At 62.5% G+C, this 20,825-nt stretch carries 17 protein-coding genes and 3 tRNA genes; 6 read left to right on the forward strand and 14 right to left on the reverse strand.

Going from position 1 to position 20,825, the window contains the following annotated elements; genetic code table 11:
• The first annotated feature begins 212 nt into the window (after positions 1–212).
• The 3 genes from H618_RS0120480 (at position 213) to H618_RS0120490 (ending at position 2,230) form a co-directional block, all read left to right on the forward strand.
• Entirely contained in the window at positions 213–923 is a 711-nt protein-coding gene (locus H618_RS0120480) for a tRNA-uridine aminocarboxypropyltransferase (RefSeq protein ID WP_028696837.1), read from the forward strand.
• Positions 924–1,153: 230 nt separating this feature from the next.
• Positions 1,154–1,804, forward strand: coding sequence for a response regulator transcription factor ErdR (gene erdR, locus H618_RS0120485; RefSeq protein ID WP_028696838.1), 651 nt, complete (start codon positions 1,154–1,156; stop codon positions 1,802–1,804).
• 63 nt (positions 1,805–1,867) lie between these two features.
• Positions 1,868–2,230, forward strand: coding sequence for a diacylglycerol kinase (locus tag H618_RS0120490; protein WP_028696839.1), 363 nt, complete (start codon positions 1,868–1,870; stop codon positions 2,228–2,230).
• A 3-nt stretch (positions 2,231–2,233) separates the two neighbouring features.
• On the opposite strand, the gene H618_RS0120495 is transcribed toward H618_RS0120490, so the two are convergent.
• Positions 2,234–3,160 carry a LysR family transcriptional regulator gene (locus H618_RS0120495; RefSeq protein WP_028696840.1) on the reverse strand — a complete coding sequence of 309 codons (927 nt, stop codon included), beginning with the start codon at positions 3,158–3,160 and terminating at the stop codon, positions 2,234–2,236.
• 121 nt (positions 3,161–3,281) lie between these two features.
• On the opposite strand from H618_RS0120495, the gene fpr reads away from it, so the two are divergent.
• On the forward strand, positions 3,282–4,061 hold the full coding sequence (gene fpr / locus H618_RS0120500; protein WP_028696841.1) for a ferredoxin-NADP reductase: 780 nt from the start codon (positions 3,282–3,284) through the stop codon (positions 4,059–4,061).
• Between the two features lie 55 nt (positions 4,062–4,116).
• Here fpr and tsaA read toward each other — a convergent pair whose 3' ends face one another.
• From tsaA to rimO, 5 genes are all read right to left on the reverse strand, one after another.
• Positions 4,117–4,812 carry a tRNA (N6-threonylcarbamoyladenosine(37)-N6)-methyltransferase TrmO gene (tsaA, locus tag H618_RS0120505; protein WP_028696842.1) on the reverse strand — a complete coding sequence of 232 codons (696 nt, stop codon included), beginning with the start codon at positions 4,810–4,812 and terminating at the stop codon, positions 4,117–4,119.
• 1 nt (position 4,813) lies between these two features.
• Complete coding sequence (locus H618_RS0120510) at positions 4,814–5,275, reverse strand: YehS family protein (protein WP_028696843.1); 462 nt, start codon at positions 5,273–5,275, stop codon at positions 4,814–4,816.
• Between the two features lie 45 nt (positions 5,276–5,320).
• Positions 5,321–6,031: an rRNA pseudouridine synthase gene (locus H618_RS0120515; RefSeq protein WP_028696844.1), complete on the reverse strand. Its 711-nt coding sequence runs from the start codon at positions 6,029–6,031 to the stop codon at positions 5,321–5,323.
• Between the two features lie 104 nt (positions 6,032–6,135).
• The gene (locus H618_RS0120520; RefSeq protein ID WP_028696845.1) at positions 6,136–6,591 is read right to left on the reverse strand and encodes a GNAT family N-acetyltransferase; all 456 of its coding nucleotides are present in this window, start codon (positions 6,589–6,591) and stop codon (positions 6,136–6,138) included.
• 116 nt (positions 6,592–6,707) lie between these two features.
• Positions 6,708–8,045: a 30S ribosomal protein S12 methylthiotransferase RimO gene (gene rimO, locus H618_RS0120525; RefSeq protein WP_028696846.1), complete on the reverse strand. Its 1,338-nt coding sequence runs from the start codon at positions 8,043–8,045 to the stop codon at positions 6,708–6,710.
• A gap of 342 nt (positions 8,046–8,387) precedes the next feature.
• Here rimO and H618_RS0120530 point away from each other — a divergent pair, with 342 nt between their 5' ends.
• Positions 8,388–10,286: a potassium transporter Kup gene (locus tag H618_RS0120530; protein ID WP_028696847.1), complete on the forward strand. Its 1,899-nt coding sequence runs from the start codon at positions 8,388–8,390 to the stop codon at positions 10,284–10,286.
• A gap of 54 nt (positions 10,287–10,340) precedes the next feature.
• Here H618_RS0120530 and H618_RS0120535 read toward each other — a convergent pair whose 3' ends face one another.
• The 5 genes from H618_RS0120535 to H618_RS0120555 form a co-directional block, all read right to left on the reverse strand.
• Positions 10,341–11,636 carry a virulence factor family protein gene (locus tag H618_RS0120535; RefSeq protein WP_028696848.1) on the reverse strand — a complete coding sequence of 432 codons (1,296 nt, stop codon included), beginning with the start codon at positions 11,634–11,636 and terminating at the stop codon, positions 10,341–10,343.
• The gene (gene mprF / locus H618_RS0120540; protein WP_028696849.1) at positions 11,636–14,278 is read right to left on the reverse strand and encodes a bifunctional lysylphosphatidylglycerol flippase/synthetase MprF; all 2,643 of its coding nucleotides are present in this window, start codon (positions 14,276–14,278) and stop codon (positions 11,636–11,638) included. The genes H618_RS0120535 and mprF overlap by 1 nt, the downstream gene beginning before the upstream one ends.
• A gap of 221 nt (positions 14,279–14,499) precedes the next feature.
• Positions 14,500–14,576, reverse strand: a tRNA-Met gene (locus tag H618_RS0120545).
• 134 nt (positions 14,577–14,710) lie between these two features.
• Positions 14,711–14,787, reverse strand: a tRNA-Met gene (locus tag H618_RS0120550).
• Positions 14,788–14,910: 123 nt separating this feature from the next.
• A tRNA-Met gene (locus H618_RS0120555) sits at positions 14,911–14,987 on the reverse strand.
• A gap of 217 nt (positions 14,988–15,204) precedes the next feature.
• Here H618_RS0120555 and dinB point away from each other — a divergent pair.
• Positions 15,205–16,266, forward strand: a complete 1,062-nt coding sequence (gene dinB, locus H618_RS0120560) for a DNA polymerase IV (RefSeq protein ID WP_425414213.1) — start codon at positions 15,205–15,207, stop codon at positions 16,264–16,266.
• A 42-nt stretch (positions 16,267–16,308) separates the two neighbouring features.
• Here the strand turns inward: dinB and H618_RS0120565 are convergent, their stop codons facing one another.
• From H618_RS0120565 to H618_RS0120575, 3 genes are all read right to left on the reverse strand, one after another.
• Positions 16,309–17,277: a hypothetical protein gene (locus H618_RS0120565; protein ID WP_028696851.1), complete on the reverse strand. Its 969-nt coding sequence runs from the start codon at positions 17,275–17,277 to the stop codon at positions 16,309–16,311.
• A 20-nt stretch (positions 17,278–17,297) separates the two neighbouring features.
• Entirely contained in the window at positions 17,298–19,013 is a 1,716-nt protein-coding gene (locus H618_RS0120570) for a proline--tRNA ligase (RefSeq protein WP_028696852.1), read from the reverse strand.
• 158 nt (positions 19,014–19,171) lie between these two features.
• The gene (locus H618_RS0120575; RefSeq protein WP_028696853.1) at positions 19,172–20,437 is read right to left on the reverse strand and encodes an OprD family porin; all 1,266 of its coding nucleotides are present in this window, start codon (positions 20,435–20,437) and stop codon (positions 19,172–19,174) included.
• Positions 20,438–20,825: the final 388 nt, after the last annotated feature.

Raw genomic sequence — 20,825 nt, forward strand, 5'->3', positions numbered from 1 at the left:
TTCGATGACTGGTCGGTTGGACCCGTGTGAAAGTAGGGCGTTCCCTGAGCCCGAGCCGCAAAGGGCAAGCAGGGAGGGTAGGTGGCGCTGATTATAGAGGGCGGCGGGCGCAGGCCACACGGCAAATCCATCGGCCTCTGGTAAACTCCGCGGCTTTTCTGCAAGCGAGTGGCTTCCGTGTTCGTTTCTCTATCCTGTCGCGGGCTGCAACCATGAGCCACGCCGTCGCGCGCCTGCGCGCCGAGCGCCTGGCGCGCAGCAACAAGCCCTTCGTCGCCCGCGGTTCGCGGGCCGTGCGCTGCGCGAGCTGCCGGGTCATCGCCAGCCACTGCCTGTGCGCCTTGAGGCCGCAGGTCGAGGCGGGCGCAGGCATGTGCCTGATCATGCATGACACCGAGCCGTTGAAGCCGACCAACACGGGCTGGCTGATCGCCGACCTGATCAAAGATACGTTCGCTTTCGGCTGGCAGCGCAAGGAGGTCGACGCGACATTGCTGGAATTGCTGGCGCAGCCCGATTGGCAGCCATACCTGGTGTTTCCAGGTGAGTTCGTTGCGCAGGAGCGGGTGGTCAGTGAAGTGCTGCCGGCGCCGGGCAAGCGGCCGTTGTTCATTCTGCTGGACGCGACCTGGACCGAGGCGCGCAAGATGTTTCGCAAGAGTCCTTACCTAGACCGGTTTCCGGTACTGAGCCTGCAACCAGAACAGATGTCGCGCTATCGGCTGCGCCGTTCCAAACGCGACGATCATTTCTGTACTGCGGAAGTTGCTGCCATGTGCCTTGAACTGGCTGGCGACCGCCAGGCGGCGCAGGCCCTGGATGCCTACCTGGATGTGTTCAGCCTGCACTATCTCAGCGCCAAGCGGCATCTGCCGCTGGACCTGGACGATGCCGTGCATCGACAGCTCAAGACCTTCCTTTAGTACAAAGGGCATCGTTCACGAATTGATTCATACTAGGCGGGCTGGCGGGCGAGGGGGTTAATTGGCTTGACCACCTGTACCGTGCTCGGCATCCTTGGCGCCGTTTCTGGGCCAGCCTGGCCCTGGCGATGCTTTGCGTCAGATGCCCCCGCCATTCATGCCGTGAGTTGCCCGCCAGGCGACGTGATAGCTGCCCTGCATACCTGGCACAGAACAGGATCAACAGATCGATGGCCACATACGAAGTCCTGATAGCCGATGACCACCCGCTGTTTCGAAGCGCCTTGCGCCAAGCCATTACCCTGGGGCTGGGCGAGGGTGTGCGGATCGTTGAGGTGGCGACCATCGCCGAGCTGGAAACCCGCCTTGCCGAAAAGGCCGATTGGGATCTGGTGCTGCTGGACCTGAACATGCCAGGTGCCTACGGCTTCTCCGGCCTGGTCCTGCTGCGCGGGCAGTATCCGCAGATTCCGGTGGTGATGGTTTCGGCACAGGAGGAAGCCGCGGTAGTGGTGAAGTCCCGCGAGTTCGGCGCCAGTGGTTTCATCCCCAAGTCCAGCCCGCTGGAAACCTTGCAGGATGCGGTGCGCAAAGTGCTCGACGGCGAGGTCTGGTGGCCGCCCCAGGCGTTCGACAAGGTCGATGTCTCGGCAGAAGCCAAGGCTGCCAGCGAAGGCCTGGCGAGCTTGACGCCGCAACAGTTCCGGGTCTTGACCATGGTCTGTGAGGGCCTGTTGAACAAGCAGATCGCCTATGAGTTGAGTGTTTCCGAAGCCACCATCAAGGCCCATGTAACGGCCATCTTCCGCAAGCTCGGCGTGCGTACCCGCACCCAGGCAGCCTTGCTGCTGCAACAATTGGAGTCAGTGGCTGGCAGCTGATTGGCCACCGTTGCACTCCTGACTTTTCTGCCCGCATGGGCGTATATCCATGAAGTGATCGTCATGTCGCCATTCAAGGGCCAGACCGGCCTGAAACGTATTTTCAACGCAGCCAGCTATTCGCTCGACGGCCTGCGCGCGGCCTTCAAAGGTGAGGCCGCATTCCGCCAGTTGGTGCTGCTCAACGTGATTCTGATTCCGCTGGCCTGCTGGTTGTCGGTCAGCCGTGCCGAGCGAGCCGTGCTCATCGCCGTATGCCTGCTGGGGCTGATCGTCGAGTTGCTCAACTCGGCCGTAGAGGCGGCCATCGACCGTATTTCCCTTGATCGTCACCCGTTGTCGAAGAATGCCAAGGACATGGGCAGCGCGGCGCAGTTGGTGGCGCTGAGCATGGTCGCGGTGGTCTGGGGTGTGGTTCTGCTGTAACGCTCAGGCGATGCTGGGCAGCACGATTTCATCGCTGCGCGTCACCCCACGGGTGAAACTGCGGCACAGCTCGAGGAATTCGCGCATTGCTGAAGTCTGGTATTTCTGTTTGTGCCAGATGAAATAGAACTGCCGGCGCAGGTCGAGTTGTGGCGTCTCAAGCGCCACCAGGCTGCCACGACGAAACGCGTCGCGCAGCGCCAGGCGCGAAATACAACCGATGCCCAGGCCTGACTCAACGGCCCGTTTTATGGCTTCGGTGTGTTCCAGTTCGAGCCGTACGTTGAGCGTTGAGCGGTGATGGCGCATGGCCTGATCGAACGTCAGTCGAGTGCCGGAGCCTTGCTCGCGCAAGATCCACGCTTCATTGGCCAGGGCGGGCAATTCAGCTCGGCCGACTCTGGCCAGCGGGTGTTGCGGTGCGCAGAACACCACCAGTTCGTCTTCGACCCATGGCTGGATTTCCAGGTCGGGGTGGATGCAGTCGCCTTCGATCAGGCCCAGATCAATTTCATGGTGCGCCACTTGTTGCACGATATGCGCGGTGTTCTGCACGTGCAATTTGACCTGGCTTTCCGGGTGCTGCTGCATGAAACTGCCGATCAGCAAGGTGGCCAGATAGTTGCCAATGGTCAGTGTGGCGCCCACCGAAAGCGAGCCGAAGCCGGACTTGCCATGCAGCAGGTCTTCGATTTCCTTGGCCTGGTCGAGCAGGGCCACAGCCTGGGGCAGCAGTTGCTGGCCGAGCGCGTTGAGCGACAGGCGTTTGCCGGAGCGGTCGAACAGCTGGCAGCTGGACTGGCGCTCCAGTTCGGTGATGGAGGTGCTGGCGGCCGACTGCGACAGCGCCAGCACACCCGCTGCGCGGGATACACTTTGCTGTTGGGCGACTGCCACGAACACCTGAAGTTGACGAAGAGTAAATCGCATATCGATATAACCGATAACACATATCTTGATAATTCAGTTAACAGATATTCTCTCTGCCAATACACTATCGCGCAACTATGCGCTCAGTCCGCGCTGCGTCTTTTTTCAGGAGCCCCACTCGATGAGCAACATGAACCACGAACGTGTCCTCAGTGTTCACCACTGGAACGACACCCTGTTCAGCTTCAAGTGCACCCGTGACCCGGGTCTGCGCTTCGAGAACGGTCAGTTCGTGATGATCGGCCTGCAACAGCCCAACGGCCGTCCGCTCATGCGAGCCTACTCCATCGCCTCGCCCAACTGGGAAGAGCACCTGGAGTTCTTCAGCATCAAGGTTCCGGATGGTCCGCTGACCTCGCAGCTGCAGCATTTGAAGGAAGGTGACGAAGTCATCATCAGCAAGAAGCCCACCGGCACCCTGGTGCTCGATGACCTGAATCCGGGCAAGCACCTCTACCTGCTGAGCACCGGTACTGGCCTGGCGCCGTTCATGAGCGTCATCCAGGACCCGGAAACCTACGAGCGTTTCGAGAAAGTCATTCTGGTGCACGGCGTGCGTTACGTGAACGAGGTGGCCTACCGCGAGTTCATCACCGAGCACCTGCCGCAGAACGAGTTCTTCGGTGATGCCGTGCGCGAGAAGCTCATCTACTACCCCACCGTGACCCGTGAGCCGTTCGAAAACCAGGGCCGTCTGACCGACCTGATGCGCAGCGGCAAGCTGTTCAGCGACATCGGCCTGCCGCCGATCAACCCGCAGGACGACCGCGCGATGATCTGCGGCAGCCCGAGCATGCTCGATGAAACCAGCCAGGTGCTCGACAGCTTCGGTCTGAAAATCTCGGCCCGTATGCGCGAGCCAGGCGACTACCTGATCGAGCGCGCATTCGTCGAAAAGTAATCGTTGCCGGTATGAAAAAACGCAGACGTTGTCTGCGTTTTTTTTTGCTCTGTGGTCAGCGCTCCAGCGCCACTTCGATCACCCGAATGCTTTCGGGAGTCGGGTATTGCCAGCGCACCTGCACGTCCCAGAACCTGACGCCGTAGACGCGCTCGGCGGGTGGCACCTGGTACGCCGGGCGCGGGTCTTGCGCCAGGCATTGCTCGATCAGCGCCACCAGCGGTTCACCGAGGCGCAGGCCATTGGCGCGGGCCTGCTCCAGCGCAGGCTCCTGCCAGCTCACCTCGATCAGGGCGGGCGCGGCACTGGCCATGCCGTTCACGGCTTCAGGCACGCTGTCGGCATAGGGCACGTAGGGTTTGATGTCGAGCACCGGGGTGCCATCGAGCAAGTCGATGCCAGAGAGCAGCAAGCGCCCAGGCTCGACCCCTTCAAGGCGCACCACTGACTGACCGATACCGTTGGGTCGATGGGTGGCGCGGGTGGCGAACACGCCCACGCTCTTGTTGCCACCCAGGCGCGGTGGACGCACCTTGAGCCGCGGTTTGTCTTCCAGTGCCTGGTGGAACAGGAACAGCAGCCAGACATGACTGACCTGTTCCAGCCCCGCTACCGCTTCGCCGGTATCGAACGGTGGCAGCAGCTCCAACACGCCCCGCGCAGCCGGTGCCAGCTGCGGCTGCCTTGGGATGGCGAACTTCTCTTTGAAGCAGGAGCGGACGATACCCACCGGCGCGACGCTGTGCTGCATATCAGCCGCGCACGCGCTGGGTCAGGCCCTTGAGGAAGTTACGCAGCAACTGATCGCCGCACGGGCGGTAGTTGTCGTGGCCGACCTTGCGGAACAAGGCGCTCAGTTCGGGTTTGGAGACGGGGAAGTTCACCGCCTTGAGCAGCGCATGCATATCGTCTTCCTTGAGCTCGAAGGCAACGCGCAGCTTCTTCAGGACGGTGTTGTTGGTCACCGGCAGTTCCACCGGCTGTGGCGGACGGCTGTCATCGCGGCCGCGACGGTGAATCACCAGACCGTCGAGAAAATGCGCCATCACCTCTTGCGGGCACAGCACGAAGCCGGCTTCGTCCTCCTTCTTGACGTAGTTGGCAATCGCCGCCGGCGACACGCTGAAACCTGCCAGGCCAGCGATCTCGGCCATCTTGGCGTCGTTGGCCTTGAGCAGGTAACGCAGGCTGCGCAGAACATCGTTGTGAGTCATGGGTGAAATGATCCTGTCAGGAGCCGGGCGATGCGGCTCAAAAGCTTAGAAACGTTCAGTGCCGGCCACGTAGCGCCATTGGCCGAGCGGCAACTTGCCCATCGACACACCGCCCAGGCGAATGCGACGCATGCTGACCACCTCCAGCTTCACCGCAGCACACAGCTGCCCGATCAGCCCAGGGTAGGGGTTCTTCAAGGCCAGGCGCAGGTGGTTCTCGTTCTGCCAGCTGGCCTTGGCTTTGGGCAGCTCACGGTCGTTGCGGGTGATGCCGCGGGCCAGGCGCTCGAGGGCGGTGCTCGATGCCTGGCCGCGCACTTCGATGATGTATTCCTGTTCGAGCTTGCGCATGTCGGCTTCGATCTTGCGCGTTACTCGCCAGTCCTGGGTGAACACCTGGAGGCCGCTGGCGCCGTTTTCGAGCGGAGCCACACATGACAGCCGGGTGAAGTGACCATGCAGGGCGCGAACCTGGCCACGTTGCGCTTCGCTGAGGCTGGCCATGGCGATGCTGGTGCGGGCTTCTTCGCTGTCTTGATTGGCGGGCTGATTGAGCAGCAGGGTAACCGGTTCGAGCGGCGCGGCGCGGGCACCTGGGAGCAATTCGACGCGCTGCTCGGCGACCTTGAATTGCGGCTGCTCGATGACTACGCCGTCGACGGTGACCCAGCCACCCTCGATGTACAGCTCGGCATCGCGGCGGGAGCAGCCAAGTTGCTCGATCAGGCGTTTGGAAAGGCGGACGGGTTCAGACATGGGGTGTGTTTCGCAAGACGGATTTGAGCGCCATTGTACCCGCCCTGGCAAGGCCAGGGCGGGGAATCTGCCGTCCGTTGCCACCGATGGACAAACCGTCGCAGCTACTTCGAAGCGCTCAGGCGCAGATGCAGCAGCGGGTACGGCTGTCCCAGCCCGTCGGTCTCGGAGCGCCCGATCACCTCGAAGCCTTGGTGCTGATAGAAGGCCAGGGCTTGCGGGTTCTGCTCGTTGACGTCGAGCCGCTCGGCGCCCAGCACCTCGATCGCGTGCTGCAGCAGGCGCTTGCCGACCCCGCGCCCGCGCTGTTCATCGGCAACGAACAACATGTGCACATCCTGGTTGGCGACACCGACGAAGCCGCAGATGCGCTGGCGTTCGTCCTTGCAGCAGACCAGGGTCACTTCCGGCAGGTACTGCGGCAACAGCTTGTCGCGCAAGACCACCAGGTAGTGCTCGGGCAGAAAATCATGGGTGGCCCGCACCGACGACTCCCAGACGCGGATCAGTTCCGGGTATTCATCGACGCTGGGGGTCAGCAGTTTCAGCGTGGGTTGCATGATAGCTCCTTGCATGAAAGCTCCTTGCATGACATCAGGCGACCCGCGGTAAACGTGGCATTCGCCAGGCAAAAAAATGCCCCGCCCAGCGGCGAGGCAGTTCAGTGACGCGTAGATCAGACAGGCTCGGCCCAGAGGTCGTATTCGTCCGCATCGACCACCCGGCAGCGAACCTTGTCGCCTGGCTTGAAACCATGATCGCCATCGATGAACACGCTGCCATCGATTTCCGGGGCATCGAAGAAGCTGCGGCCCACCGAACCTTGCTCTTCCACTTCGTCGATCAGCACCTCGATTTCCTTGCCGATGCGCAATTGCAGGCGTGCACTGCTGATGGCCTGCTGGTGCGCCATGAAGCGGTCCCAGCGCGCTTGCTTGACGTCGTCCGGCACCTCGGCCAGGCCCAGATCATTGGCCGGTGCGCCTTCGACCGGCGAGTACTGGAAGCAGCCGACGCGATCGAGCTGAGCTTCGGTCAGCCAGTCGAGCAGGTACTGGAAGTCTTCTTCGGTTTCGCCGGGGAAGCCGACGATGAAGGTCGAGCGGATGATCAGCTCGGGGCACTGCTCGCGCCAGTTCTTGATGCGCGCCAGGGTGCGGTCTTCGAAGGCCGGGCGCTTCATCGACTTGAGCACCTTGGGGCTGGCGTGCTGGAACGGGATGTCCAGGTACGGCAGGATCTTGCCGGCGGCCATCAACGGAATCACGTCATCGACGTTCGGGTAGGGGTAGACGTAATGCAGGCGTACCCAGGCGCCGAGGCTGCTCAAGGCTTCGCACAGTTCCAGCATGCGCGTCTTGACCGGGCGGCCATTCCAGAAGTCGGTCTTGTACTTGACGTCCACACCGTAGGCGCTGGTGTCCTGGGAGATCACCAGGATTTCCTTGACCCCGGCCTTGACCAGCCGCTCGGCCTCGCTCAGCACTTCGCCCACCGGACGGCTGACCAGCTTGCCGCGCATCGACGGAATGATGCAGAAGCTGCAACTGTGGTTGCAGCCTTCGGAAATCTTCAGGTAGGCGTAGTGGCGCGGGGTCAGCTTGACGCCCTGCGGCGGCACCAGGTCGATCAACGGGTTGTGGTCGGTACGCGGTGGCACCACCTCGTGCACCGCGTTAACCACCTGCTCGTACTGCTGCGGACCGCTGACCGACAACACGCTAGGGTGCACGTCACGGATATTGCCTTCCTCGACGCCCATGCAGCCGGTGACGATGACCTTGCCGTTTTCCTTGATCGCTTCGCCGATCACTTCCAGCGATTCGGCCTTGGCGCTGTCGATGAAGCCGCAGGTGTTGACCACCACCACGTCGGCGTCCTCGTAAGTCGGCACGACTTCATAGCCTTCCATGCGCAGCTGAGTGAGGATGCGCTCGGAATCGACCAGGGCCTTGGGGCAGCCCAGGGAAACGAAGCCGACCTTGGGCGTGGTGGTCGCGGGGGTGGTGGACATGACTAACCTCGGTATTGAAGACAGGTGCGCCGCTGGCAGCGGGCATTCCCGGCGGGCGCTGAGGCGCCTCTGATCAAAAAGTGCGCAATTCTAGCGGCAGCCGCCGCCCTTGACCAGAAAAAAAGCGTGTCGCCCGACGTGCTGAACAGGCGGCGTTTGCAGGCGTGAAAAGCGTCGTCAAGGCAGATTTGCCGACAGGCTCCAGCAGAAAATCCGTCGACGCTGCGCTATGCTTCGCGGCGTTTCGCCTGGGGCTGGAAAAGTCCTCGGTGCGGCGTGGTCCGGGCGTTGCCTGCCTGGTGCGTAGTCTGTCGGCCGAGTGGTCGAATGCGGGAGTGGTGAATGGTTCAGGCGAGCAGTCACGCCGAGAGCGGGCAGGGGGCGACGCGGTCGATGGGCCTGCTGATCGCCGCGGTCGGGGTGGTCTATGGCGATATCGGTACCAGCCCGTTGTACACCCTCAAGGAAGTGTTTTCCGGGGCCTATGGGGTTCCGCTCAATCACGACGGGGTGCTGGGCATTCTCTCGCTGATTCTGTGGTCGCTGCTGTGGGTGGTGTCGTTCAAGTACGTGATGTTCATCCTGCGCGCCGACAACCAGGGCGAGGGCGGCACCATGGCCCTGACCGCACTGGCGCGCCGCGCCGCGGCGCCGTATCCCCTGCTGCGCAAGGCGATCATCGCCTGTGGCCTGATCGGCGCATCGCTGTTCTATGGCGACAGCATGATCACGCCTGCGGTGTCGGTACTGTCGGCGGTCGAGGGCATGGGCCTGGCGTTCGACGGGATCGACCATTGGGTGGTGCCGATTTCCCTGGTGGTGCTGGTAGCGCTGTTCGTGGTGCAGAAGCACGGCACCGAGAAGATCGGCAAGTTGTTCGGCCCGGTGATGGTGACCTGGTTCGTGGTGCTGGCCGCCCTCGGGGTGCATGGCATCAGCCAGAGCCCGGAAGTGCTCAAGGCCTTCAACCCGGCCTGGGCGGTACGCTTTTTCGTGGTCCATCCGGGTATCGGCGTGGCCGTGCTTGGCGCTGTGGTGCTGGCCCTGACCGGCGCCGAGGCGCTTTACGCCGACATGGGCCATTTCGGGCGCAAGCCGATCGCCCGTGCCTGGTTCGCCCTGGTGCTGCCGGCGCTGGTGCTCAACTACTTTGGCCAGGGGGCGCTGCTGCTGCAAAACCCGGAAGCGGCGCGCAACCCGTTCTACCTGCTGGCGCCCAGCTGGGCGCTGTTGCCGCTGGTGGCGCTGGCCACCCTGGCGACGGTGATCGCCTCGCAGGCGGTGATTTCCGGTGCGTTCTCCCTGACCCGGCAAGCGATTCAGCTGGGTTACATCCCGCGTATGCACATTCAGCACACCTCCAGCGACGAGCAGGGGCAGATCTATATCAGTGCCGTGAACTGGGCGCTGATGGTCGGGGTGGTGCTGCTGGTGCTAGGCTTCGAGTCTTCGAGCGCGCTGGCTGCGGCCTACGGCGTTGCGGTGACCGGCACCATGCTGATGACCACCTTGCTGGTGGCGGTGGTGATGCTGTTGCTGTGGAAGTGGCCGCCGCTGCTGGCGGTGCCGATTCTGCTGGGCTTCTTGCTGGTCGACGGGCTGTTCTTCGCCGCCAACCTGCCCAAGGTCTTGCAGGGCGGGGCATTTCCAGTGCTGGCGGCGATTGTCCTGTTCGCCTTGATGAGCACCTGGAAGCGCGGCAAGCAGATTCTGGTCGAACGCATCGACGAGGCCGCGCTGCCATTGCCGATCTTCATCGCCAGCATCGGCGTGCAACCGCCGCATCGGGTGGAAGGTACTGCGGTCTTTCTCACCGCCCGTCCAGATGCCGTGCCCCATGCGTTGCTGCACAACCTGTTGCACAACCAGGTTTTGCACAAGCAGGTGGTGCTGCTCACGGTAGTCAGTGAGGACCGTCCGCGGGTGCCGACCCATGAGCGTTTCGAGGTTGAGGATTACGGCGATGGCTTCTTCCGCGTGCTGCTGCACTACGGCTTCATGGACGAACCGGACGTGCCCCAAGCATTGACCCTGTGCCCGTTGCAGAATCTGGACTTCAGCCCGATGCGCACCACCTATTTCCTCAGCCGGGAAACGGTGATCGCCTCACGCCTGGAGGGGATGATGCGTTGGCGTAGCAACCTGTTCGCCTTCATGCTGAAAAACGCCAACGGCAATCTGCGCTTCTTCAACCTGCCGCTGAACCGGGTGATCGAGCTGGGTACTCAGGTAGAAATCTGACCCACATTCGGCCAGCGCCCGTCGCAGCGATGCTGCGTGGGCGCTGGCTGAGGTTCAGGGCTGGGTCGCGACGCTCGACTTGCCCTGGCGCACCTCGATGGCATCGATCAGGCGCTTGGCCAGGGCCGGGTAGTTTTCGTCGAAATGGTGCCCGCCGGGCAGCTTCATGCGTTCACCCACGGCGCTGGCCTCGGTGCAGCCGCTCTCGTCGGTTTCCTCGACGCCATAGATGCACACCACTTTGTCTGCCGGCAGCTTGGCCATTTCCGGTCCGGTCGGCGCTTCCTGACCTTCCTTGCCCAACCAGCCCTCGACTTCGATCTCGAAACTGCCGCTGCGGGCGAAGGCCAGCAGGATGACGGCATCGATCCGCTGCTGGTCTTCGCTGGACAGGCGGTTGAAGATGGCCGGCAGCACGTCGGCGCCGAACGAATAGCCGGTCAGCACGAAGCGCTTGGTGCCCCATTTCTGACGATAGTGATGCATCAGTTCAGACAGGTCGGCAGCGCTTTGCTCGGGGGTCTTGTGTTGCCAGTAGTAACGCAGGGTATCGATGCCGACCACCGGGTAACCCAGCTTGGCCATCTCGCCGGCCACGTCGCGGTCCAGATCACGCCAGCCACCATCACCGGAGAGGAACAGCGTGACCGTGTCGGTGGCCTGGCCTGCCGGCACTTCCACCACAGGTATGCTCAGCGCAGTGCCATCCTGGCCGACCAGCACCTGGGTCAGCTGCGACTTCAATACCTGCGGCAGATGGATGTCGTAATCGGCGATGCTGGTTTCGGCATTGGCCTGATCGCGCACGAAGCCCGCGCTGGCGTCGTCCGGGTTGTCGTTCCAGGCCACGTTCCAATGGCCGTGGGCTGCAGATTTGGGCAGCGGTGAGCTGCAGCCGGGCTGCTCCAGAGTGAAGTCGACCGAAATGGCCCGGGCCTTGTCGTCGTTCTGCGTGGCCAGCCAGCGCCAGGCCTGCGCCGCACCTGGGCCGATACCGGCAACCACGGTGGGCGCGCCGGGCAGTTGCGCGATGGCCTGGGTCATCGCCTGTTGCTGCTGGGTGCAGTCGCCGGCAGGCAGAATCACCTGCACCAACTGCGCTTCGCCGGCCTGGCTCAGGTCGAGCAGTTGCTTGTCGCTGAGCGCCTGCTCCTGCGGTACACCGATGGCTACCAGGGCCTTGGCGTGAACGCCAGGGGTGGCGCGCACCGCGCTGCTGCCATCGCTCAAGGTGAGGTGCTCGGCATGGGCTTCGGGAGCCGGACGAGTCCACAGCCAGAACGCCAGGCTCGCCGCCGCAGCGGCCACGGCCAAGGCAATGACCAGGTACAACCAGTAACGTCGAATCATCAGCGTTTCACCAATCCAGTCAGGCCGCCTGCAATCAGGGCAGCGGTATCAGCCAGTGCCACCAGCGGATCGAGTCCGGCGGGCACTGCCATGTAGCGGGGTTCCCAGTCGGGCTGGAACTTGTCCTTGAAGCGTCGCAACCCCTGGAAGTTGTAGAGCTGCTCACCGCGCTGGAACACCATTGAACCCAGGCGCTGGGTCAGCGGTGCACCGCGGCGTGGCTGCAGTCCGGACAGCGGCACCATGCCCAGGCTGAAGCGCCCGTAGTCATGGCTTTTGTAGTGCAGGATCAGGCCGATCATCATGAACTCCATGGTCGACTTGGGCGCGTCGGGATGCGCGCGCATCAGGTCCAGACTGGCCAGTTCGTTGCTGTGGGTTTCCAGCAGGTTGGCGAAGGCCACCGGACGGCCCTGGAAACGGATCAGGGCGATGCGGAAATACTTGAGGTACTCGGCGCTGAAGCGCCCGAGCGAGAAGCCTTTCTCACGCACGTTCTTGCCGCTGAGCCAGGCGTCGGAGATTTCCTTGAGCGCCTCCATCGGCGCCTGACCCGGCTCGTGCACCTCCAGCGTCAGGCCATCACGCCCGCCGCGGTTCCAGGTGTAGCGCAGGTCTTTCATCTCCTTGCCCTTGGCTTCGAGGTCGAAGCGGCGCAGATCGACGCGTGCCTCTTCGCCCAGCTTGATCGCGGTCAGGCCGATGTCCATGTAGAACGGCAGGTTCTCGGCGCGTACCTGGTAGAACACCGGGCGGGCGTGGTGCAGGTCGCACAGGTCACGGAACTGCCAGATCATCTCGGCGCGTTCCTGCGCCGGGCCGATCGGGTCGTACAGCGCCACCAGGCTGCGACCGCGGCGGGCGTACATGAGGAAAGCGTCGTCATCAGGATGGAACAACAACGCCTTGTCGCCGGTGAGCGCCAGGCCGCCATCAGGCTGATCGGAGGCCATCAGGATGTTGCTGGCGCGTTGCAGTTCGGCCTGGTCAGGCAAGTGGATGACCGGGCGCGCGGTGCGCAGCAGCCAGGTCAGCGCGACGATCACCAGCAACACCGCGCTGCCCATGGCCGCCCGCAGCGCCCGCGGGGCATCGGCGTCGAGGGTGAACTGCCACCACAATTGCGAGTTGTAGGGCACGTCCTGATAGGCGAACAGCAACAGCCAGATCGAAGCACCGACCGCGCAGGCGCTGGCCACCAGGTACACCGGTGAGAACGGCAGCTCGAGCAACCGGCTGGGGCGATAGAACGAGCGGCGGAACAACGCCAGCAGGGCGGCGGTGGCGATCAGGATGCAGGCTTCTTCCCAGTCGAAACCTTTGAGCAGCGACAGCAGTGCGCCCATCAGCAGCAGCACGGTGGTCAGCAGCCAGGCCGCCGACAGGCGTCGGCGCAGGCCCTGGGCGAGCAGCAGGCAGAGCACGCCGATCAGGCTGGCGCCGAAGTGCGAAGCGTCGATCAGCCGGTGCGGTACCAGAAAGCCCATGTGCTCCAGGCGGGTGTCGATCTCAGGCGTGGCACCGGAGAACAGCAGCACCACCCCGGACAGAAACACCAGAATCGCCAGTACCGGCGCGGCCAGGCCGGACGCTGCCCGAATCGCGTGCTGGGCGAACAACAAGCGGCGAGCTTCGTTGATCAGCAGCGCCACGCAGGCCAGCAGCAACGGCAGCACGACGTAGATCAGGCGATACAGCAGCAACGCTGCGGCCAGCGGTGCGGCGCCCAGTTGATTGGCGAAGGCGGCCAGCAGGATGGCTTCGAACACACCCACGCCGCCAGGTACATGGCTGAGCACGCCGGCGGCCAGAGCCAGCAGGTAGACCATCAGGAAGGCGCCGAAGGGCGGTGCTTCTGGCAGTAGCAGGTAAAGGACGGTGGCCGCAGCCGCGACATCCAGCGCAGTGATGAGCAACTGCAGCACTGCCAGACGGCCGCTGGGCAGGCGCAAGGTGCGCCGGCCCAGGGCCACCAGCAGATTATCTTTCGACGGTTGCTCGGCCAGGCGGCGGCGATACAGGCCCACCACCAGCACCACGCTGAGCAGCAACACAGCCGTTGCGATGCTGCCCAGCAACACCGGTGAAAGCCGCAGCGCAGCCGACGCCGCGCCCAGGTCACTGAGGGTCGCCAGTGCTGCCAGAGGCGGTAGCGCACCACCGAGCGAAAGGCTGGCGAATACCGTCATCCGCGCCACTTCCGCAGCCCCCAGGCCATGGCGGGCATACAGCCGATAACGCACCGATCCGCCCGAGAGCATCGACAGGCCGATGGCATTGCCGATGGCGAACGCGCTCAAGCCGCCCATCACCAGCGTACGCGCAGGCAGTGCGCAGCCGGCATAGCGTGCAGCTGACCATTCATAACCGAGCAAGATGATGAAGCCCGCCACCGTCGCCAGCAGTGCACCGGTCAGTGCACTGCCGGGCACGCTAAGCATGGCGTCATGCAGCGCGTAGATATCCAGCTCGCTGAGCAGGTGCCGGCAAGCGACCAGGGCCATGGCGAACAACACCAGGGTCAGCGCCAGGCCAAGCGGTTGGCGGTATTTGCTCATGCGCTCCAGCCACGGCAAACGCTGGGCAGCGGCCGGTAGTGCCGCAGTCAGCGGCGTCGGCGATTCTGGGGTAGGGGAGGTCATGAATAGCCTCGTGCTAAGCGCGCGAGTGGGGGGCATGGTGCGGCCAAGTGAAAGTCCCTTTGAAAAAGTATCCAGATACTACTCCGGCTCTAAGTCGGCAGCGTTAAAGATAGTTCATTCATCCAAAGGATGGTGCTGCGTGCTGGTTATGGCCCCGTAAAGCGGCCACAACGAAAAGCCCCGCACTGTCTTGCGACAGGCGGGGCTTGTTCTGACGAATATGGTTGCGGGAGCCGGATTTGAACCGACGACCTTCGGGTTATGAGCCCGACGAGCTACCAGACTGCTCCATCCCGCGTCAGAGGGGCGAATTCTACGGATTCTTGTGCGCTTGTCAAACGCTTTCCTCGCAGATGCTATCAAGTGGTGCTATGGACAGCTGCCTACCCACAAAAGAAAAGGCCACTGCATGTGCAGTGGCCTTTCTATATTTGGTTGCGGGAGCCGGATTTGAACCGACGACCTTCGGGTTATGAGCCCGACGAGCTACCAGACTGCTCCATCCCGCGTCTGTGGGGCGCATTCTACAGGTGTGCGACGCTGTGGCAAGAGTTATTTGCTTGATTTATCAAGACTTTTTCGCCAAGCCAATAAAAAAGGCCACTGCATGTGCAGTGGCCTTTTCTTGAATCTGGTTGCGGGAGCCGGATTTGAACCGACGACCTTCGGGTTATGAGCCCGACGAGCTACCAGGCTGCTCCATCCCGCGCCTGTGAGATCGAATTTTACGGATATCTTTCCCTGTGTCAAGCAATATCGCTTGAAAACTCTTTCTCCGTCAGTCTGTTAGCGATCCTGCCTAACAGTGCCCGGGCGTGCGGGGGCTGCCCAGGCGCGCTTGTGCAGGTGACTGAAGCGCTGGTGTGGCAAATGGCCCCTGAGCTAGTATCTGTATGAATTTACAGTGTCGGTTGTCATCCATGTCTCTGCGCAAGATCATCCACGTCGATTGCGACTGCTTCTATGCAGCCATCGAGATGCGTGACGATCCCAAGCTCGCCGGTCGCCCCATGGCGGTCGGTGGCTCGGCCGATCGGCGTGGGGTGATCGCCACCTGCAACTACGAGGCAAGGGCCTACGGCGTGCGCTCGGCCATGTCGTCCCGGCATGCGCACAAGCTGTGCCCCGATCTGATCATCGTCAAGCCGCGCTTCGGGGCCTATCGCGAGGCATCCCGCGAGATCCAGCAGATTTTCCGCGACTACACCGAGCTCATCGAGCCATTGTCGCTGGACGAAGCCTATCTGGATGTCACCGACAGCCAGTGGTTCGCCGGCAGTGCCACACGCATTGCCGAAGACATCCGCAGGCGCGTCTCGCAGACCTTGCATATCACGGTGTCCGCAGGCGTTGCGCCGAACAAGTTCCTGGCCAAGATCGCCAGTGACTGGCGCAAGCCCAACGGACTGTTCGTGATCACCCCGGGCGAAGTCGAGGCGTTCGTGGCGGCGCTGCCGGTGGCGCGTCTGCACGGGGTCGGCAAGGTAACGGCCGATAAACTCAGCCGCCTGGGCATCGATACCTGTTCGGACTTGCGCGAGTGGACGCGTCTGGCGCTGGTGCGCGAATTCGGCAGTTTCGGCGAGCGGCTTTGGGGGTTGGCGCGGGGAATCGACGACCGCGTCGTGCACAGCGACAGTCGGCGCCAGTCAGTCAGTGTGGAAAATACCTACGACACCGACCTGCCGGACCTTGCCAGCTGCCTGGCGCGCTTGCCTGAACTGCTCGAAAGCCTCAACGAGCGCATCGCGCGCATGGACAGCAGCTACCGGCCGAGCAAGCCGTTCGTCAAAGTCAAGTTCCATGACTTCAGCCAGACCACCCTGGAGCAAGCCAATGCCGGTCGCGACTTGCACAGTTATCAGCAGTTGCTCAGCCAGGCCTTCGCCCGCGGCTCGAAGCCGGTGCGCCTGTTGGGGGTGGGGGTGAGGTTGCAGGACTTGCGCGGTGCCCATGAACAGCTGGATCTGTTCACCGACCTTACATAAGAAAGCGAGGGCTGCATCGCAGCAACCCTGCTTGCAATCTAGCTACTGCGCGCCTGGATCGGCGACCAGGCGACCTGTCTGTTTTGCCAGTGTGCGGACGAATTCGCTCTGCAGTTCAGGATCGTTGCGGGTCAGCTCGATCAGGCTCTGCTCCAGCTCGCTGGCTTCTTCTTCCAGGCCAAGCTCGGAAAGCCGCTTGACCCGGTGTACCCACTGGCCAACGTCATCGTCTTCGAGGTCGTCGAAAATCAGTTCGTGAGCCTCTCGCAGTTTGCCGCGCAGGCCGCTGCTGACCAGCAAGCTGGCATCGCCGCGCACGCCGTTGTCTTCGTCGAATACCTGCAGATGCAAGGTGCCGACCTTATTCAGGTTCTGCTCCGAGAACGGGCTGTCCAGCAGGTTCAGGCGCAGGATGCCTGCACGGTCGGTGGTCAGGGCGTGGGTCGTCCTGCCTGCCTTGACGTCCACCAGGCGCTCGCTCCAGGGCAGGCGGGTGAACTCCTCGCGCTGATCCTTGCGCACCTCGCTGATACCGGCCAGGTTCTGCTGCGCGCGGCCGTTGGACTGCACGTTCATGAACGGATTGACGCCAGCGATGCCGTACTCGAGCCAGTCGTGGGTCACGCTTTCGGGCAGGTTGCCCAAGGCGATCACGTTGACGACGTTGGCCCCGACCCCGGCCACGATGGCCACCGCGCCCAGCGGAATCTCATAGAGTTCGCGCCAGGGTTGGTAGGGCGTGTAGCGGTCATAGCGGCGGGTCACCTCGAACTCGGTGACTTCGAAGCGTTTCTGCTCGCTGACGCGCACCCGTCGCTGAGGCAGTTCCAGCACCTTGGGTTCGCCTACATCGATCTGCAGGCTGTGCTCGAGCAGTTTGCGCTCGACACGTTCCTCGTGTTCGCTGCGCTGCGACATCTGATTGGCGCAGCCGCTGAGCAGCAGCGCACCGCTGAGCGCGGCGCCGCCAACGGCGGCCCGGCTCAGCTTGAAGGTACTTCGCTTGAACATGTTCACTCGAGCATTGGTTATCAGCGGCGGATGCGCGCTTGCAGGAAGGTCAGCACTTCGTTGACGGCCAGCGGTTGGGCATCCTGTTCGGTACGGTGCTTGTACTCCAGGTTGCCTTCGGCCAGCGAGCGATCGCTGATGACGATGCGGTGCGGAATGCCGATCAGCTCCATGTCGGCGAACTTGATGCCGGGGCTGGTCTTCTTGTCGCGGTCGTCGAGCAGAACCTCGAAACCGGCGGCGGTCAGCTCGGCATAGAGCTTGTCGGTGGCTTCGCGAACGGCTTCGGTTTCATAGCGCAGTGGTACCAGGGCGATCTGGAAGGGTGCCAGGGCATCGTTCCAGATGATGCCTTTGTCATCATGGCTCTGTTCGATGGCGGCCGCGACCACTCGCGATACACCGATACCGTAGCAGCCCATGGACAGCACCACCGGCTTGCCGTTTTCACCCAGCACCTGGCACTTGAGCGATTCGCTGTACTTGGTGCCGAGTTGGAAGATATGCCCCACCTCGATGCCACGCTTGATGACCAGAGTGCCCTGGCCATCCGGGCTTGGGTCGCCTTCGACCACGTTGCGCAGGTCAGCTACCTGGGGCACCGGAAGGTCACGCTCCCAGTTGACGCCGAAGTAGTGCTTGTCGTCGATGTTGGCGCCCACGCCAAAATCGCTCATCAGCGCTACCGAACGGTCGATGACGCACTCGAGCGGCAGGTTCAGCGGGCCCAGCGAACCGGCACCGGCACCGATGGCCTGGCGCAGATCGTCTTCGGTGGCCATGACCAGTGGCTCGGCGACTTGCTCGAGCTTGACGGCCTTGATTTCGTTCAGCTCGTGGTCGCCACGGATCACCAGAGCGATCAGCTTGCCTTCTTCGGCGCCGCGCACGATGAGGGTCTTGACCGTCTTCTCGATCGGCAGGCCGTGTTGCTCGACCAGTTGCGCGATGGTCTTGGCGTTCGGCGTGTCGACCAGACGCAGCTCTTCGGTCGGCGCCGGGCGCACGCTTTCACGTGGAATGGCTTCGGCTTTCTCGATGTTGGCCGCGTAATCGGAGCTGTCACTGAAGATGACATCGTCTTCGCCGGAAGAGGCGAGGACGTGGAATTCGTGGGAGTAACTGCCACCGATCGAACCGGTGTCGGCTTGCACGGGGCGGAAATCCAGGCCCAAGCGGGTAAAGACGTTGGTGTACGCCTGGTGCATGCGGTCGTAGGTTTCCTGCAGGGAAGCCTGGTCGGCATGGAAGGAATAGGCATCCTTCATGATGAACTCGCGACCGCGCATCAGGCCGAAGCGCGGACGGATTTCGTCGCGGAATTTGGTCTGGATCTGGTACAGGTTCAGCGGCAACTGCTTGTAGCTGGACAGCTCGTTGCGGGCGAGGTCGGTAATGACCTCTTCGTGGGTCGGGCCCACGCAGAATTCACGGTTGTGGCGGTCTTTGATGCGCAGCAGCTCGGGGCCGTATTGCTCCCAGCGGCCGGACTCCTGCCACAGCTCGGCTGGCTGGATGCTGGGCATCAGCACTTCCAGAGCGCCGGCGGCATTCATTTCCTCGCGCACCACGTTCTCGACCTTGCGCATTACCCGCAGGCCCATCGGCAGCCAGGTGTACAGGCCGGAGGCCAGCTTGCGGATCATGCCGGCACGCAGCATGAGCTGATGGCTGATGACCACCGCGTCGGCAGGGGTTTCTTTCTGGGTGGCGAGCAAATAGTGACTGGTGCGCATGGGGAGCCGTGTCGATTGCCTGAGGGATTGAGATGACCCGCTAGTGTACGGGGTCGAGGGGAAGGCGTACAGGATGCCCCATGGGGGCGGGCTTTGTCAGCCCAAGAAAAAGCCCGGCGAGTGCCGGGCCCTTTCGACTGAACGATGCAAGCGCTGGCTTACAGGATGCTCAGTGGGTACTCGACGATCAGGCGCAGTTCGTCGATCGAAGCCGAACCGTAGTAGACGCCATCGGACGAGCGATAGGTGGCCTGACGGACACGGAAGCTGAGGTCCTTGGCCGGGCCTTCCTGCAGGACATACTTGATGTCCACGTCGCGTTCCCATTCCTTGCCTTTGCTGCTGTCTGCGACGTGAGCGTCGTAGCCATAGACGTAGCGAGTCATGAAGGTCAGGCCTGGAACGCCGAACTGAGCGAAGTTCAGGTCGTAGCGAGCTTGCCAGGATTTCTCGTTCTCGGCGTTGAAGTCCGAGCGTGCCACGGAGTTGGACAGGAAGATGGTGCCGCCACCGTCTACGCCGTAAGCGTAGTCGCCGTCACCTTTGACGCGTTGGTGCGCCAGGGTGAAGGTGTGCGGGCCCACTTTATAGGCTGCCGACAGGCTCATGGCGGTGTTGTTGAGCTTGTCGCCGTCGTAGGCGCGAACTTCGTTGGCGCCTTCGCCGCGGGTGTTGTAGATGTTGAAGTCGAACACCAGGCCCTGGTCGTCGGAGATCGGCAGTGCCCAGTTCAGGTTGCCGTACCATTTACGCCAGTAGTCTTCGACCTTGGAGTAGTAGACGCTGGCGCTGAGTGCGTCGTTGATGGCATAGGTGCCACCGAGGACGTCGGCTTCTTTCAGGTTCAGGCTGTCGTGACCAGTGCGGTTTTGCGCGTTCAGGCCGGTGAAGCGACCTGCGTGCAGGGTCAGGCCCTTGATTTCGCTGCTGGTGATCAATGCGCCTTCAGCGACTTCAGGCAGCAGGCGGCTGTCGTCGGTAGCGAAGACCGGCAGTGCGGTGAACTGGTTGCCGACTTTCAGTACGGTGTCGGATACGCGGAACTTGATGGCAGCGCCGCCCTCGGAGAACTCATCCTGCGAACGTCCGTCGGAGCCGGTAGGGAACTGGCCAGTGCCTGCGCGGCCCTTGCCGCTGTCCAGTTTCAGGCCAAGCATGCCGATGGCATCGACGCCGACACCGATGGTACCTTGGGTGAAGCCCGACTCGTAGGTGCCAAGGAAGCCCAGGCCGGTTTCTTCAACGCGGCTTTTGCCGGAATCGTTGTTCCGGAAGTCGCGGCTGAAATACAGCATGCGGGTCTTGACGTTGAGCTTGCTGTCTTCGATGAAACCCTTGGATTCGTCTTGGGCAGAGGCGAACGCCATCTGCGAGGTCCCCGCCGAAACGGCCAGGGCGATCATGCTCCACTTCATCACGCGCATCGTGATTTGCTCCTTTGGTTTTAGGAAGAGTACCGCTGCACCCGGGTTTTTAGTTATTGGGGCAGCTCTTTCTTGTTATGTCGGCGTGGAGGTATAGCACGCCGACTTGTACTTGGCGATACGGCTAAATCAACCTTTTTGTAGCTGAATTCGGTTGTCGCTCACGGTGTTGCGGTACTGCAAATCGCCGCGACTTTTCGCGGTGCAAAACTGACATTGAGACTTGTGGTGGTGACGCATTCAATGCCTGCAGCGACGTCACACCTCACCCCCACGAATCAGCCGACGCGTTGCCCCGATGTTCGAAGCAGCAACCTGGGCAGTCTGGTTTCAAGGCAATGCAACAAGCGTGCTCATTTTCACGTTTTGTTGATGTATTTTTCACATC

The sequence above is a fragment of the Pseudomonas cremoricolorata DSM 17059 = NBRC 16634 genome, assembly GCF_000425745.1.
In the GTDB taxonomy this organism is placed as follows: Bacteria; Pseudomonadota; Gammaproteobacteria; order Pseudomonadales; family Pseudomonadaceae; genus Aquipseudomonas; species Aquipseudomonas cremoricolorata.

Coding starts and splice junctions, on each gene's coding strand:
- H618_RS0120480 (WP_028696837.1), top strand. CDS start 213: ATGAGCCACGCCGTCGCGCGCCTGCGCGCCGAGCGCCTGGCGCGCAGC.
- erdR (WP_028696838.1), top strand. CDS start 1,154: ATGGCCACATACGAAGTCCTGATAGCCGATGACCACCCGCTGTTTCGA.
- H618_RS0120490 (WP_028696839.1), top strand. CDS start 1,868: ATGTCGCCATTCAAGGGCCAGACCGGCCTGAAACGTATTTTCAACGCA.
- H618_RS0120495 (WP_028696840.1), bottom strand. CDS start 3,160: ATGCGATTTACTCTTCGTCAACTTCAGGTGTTCGTGGCAGTCGCCCAA.
- fpr (WP_028696841.1), top strand. CDS start 3,282: ATGAGCAACATGAACCACGAACGTGTCCTCAGTGTTCACCACTGGAAC.
- tsaA (WP_028696842.1), bottom strand. CDS start 4,812: ATGCAGCACAGCGTCGCGCCGGTGGGTATCGTCCGCTCCTGCTTCAAA.
- H618_RS0120510 (WP_028696843.1), bottom strand. CDS start 5,275: ATGACTCACAACGATGTTCTGCGCAGCCTGCGTTACCTGCTCAAGGCC.
- H618_RS0120515 (WP_028696844.1), bottom strand. CDS start 6,031: ATGTCTGAACCCGTCCGCCTTTCCAAACGCCTGATCGAGCAACTTGGC.
- H618_RS0120520 (WP_028696845.1), bottom strand. CDS start 6,591: ATGCAACCCACGCTGAAACTGCTGACCCCCAGCGTCGATGAATACCCG.
- rimO (WP_028696846.1), bottom strand. CDS start 8,045: ATGTCCACCACCCCCGCGACCACCACGCCCAAGGTCGGCTTCGTTTCC.
- H618_RS0120530 (WP_028696847.1), top strand. CDS start 8,388: ATGGTTCAGGCGAGCAGTCACGCCGAGAGCGGGCAGGGGGCGACGCGG.
- H618_RS0120535 (WP_028696848.1), bottom strand. CDS start 11,636: ATGATTCGACGTTACTGGTTGTACCTGGTCATTGCCTTGGCCGTGGCC.
- mprF (WP_028696849.1), bottom strand. CDS start 14,278: ATGACCTCCCCTACCCCAGAATCGCCGACGCCGCTGACTGCGGCACTA.
- H618_RS0120565 (WP_028696851.1), bottom strand. CDS start 17,277: ATGTTCAAGCGAAGTACCTTCAAGCTGAGCCGGGCCGCCGTTGGCGGC.
- H618_RS0120570 (WP_028696852.1), bottom strand. CDS start 19,013: ATGCGCACCAGTCACTATTTGCTCGCCACCCAGAAAGAAACCCCTGCC.
- H618_RS0120575 (WP_028696853.1), bottom strand. CDS start 20,437: ATGCGCGTGATGAAGTGGAGCATGATCGCCCTGGCCGTTTCGGCGGGG.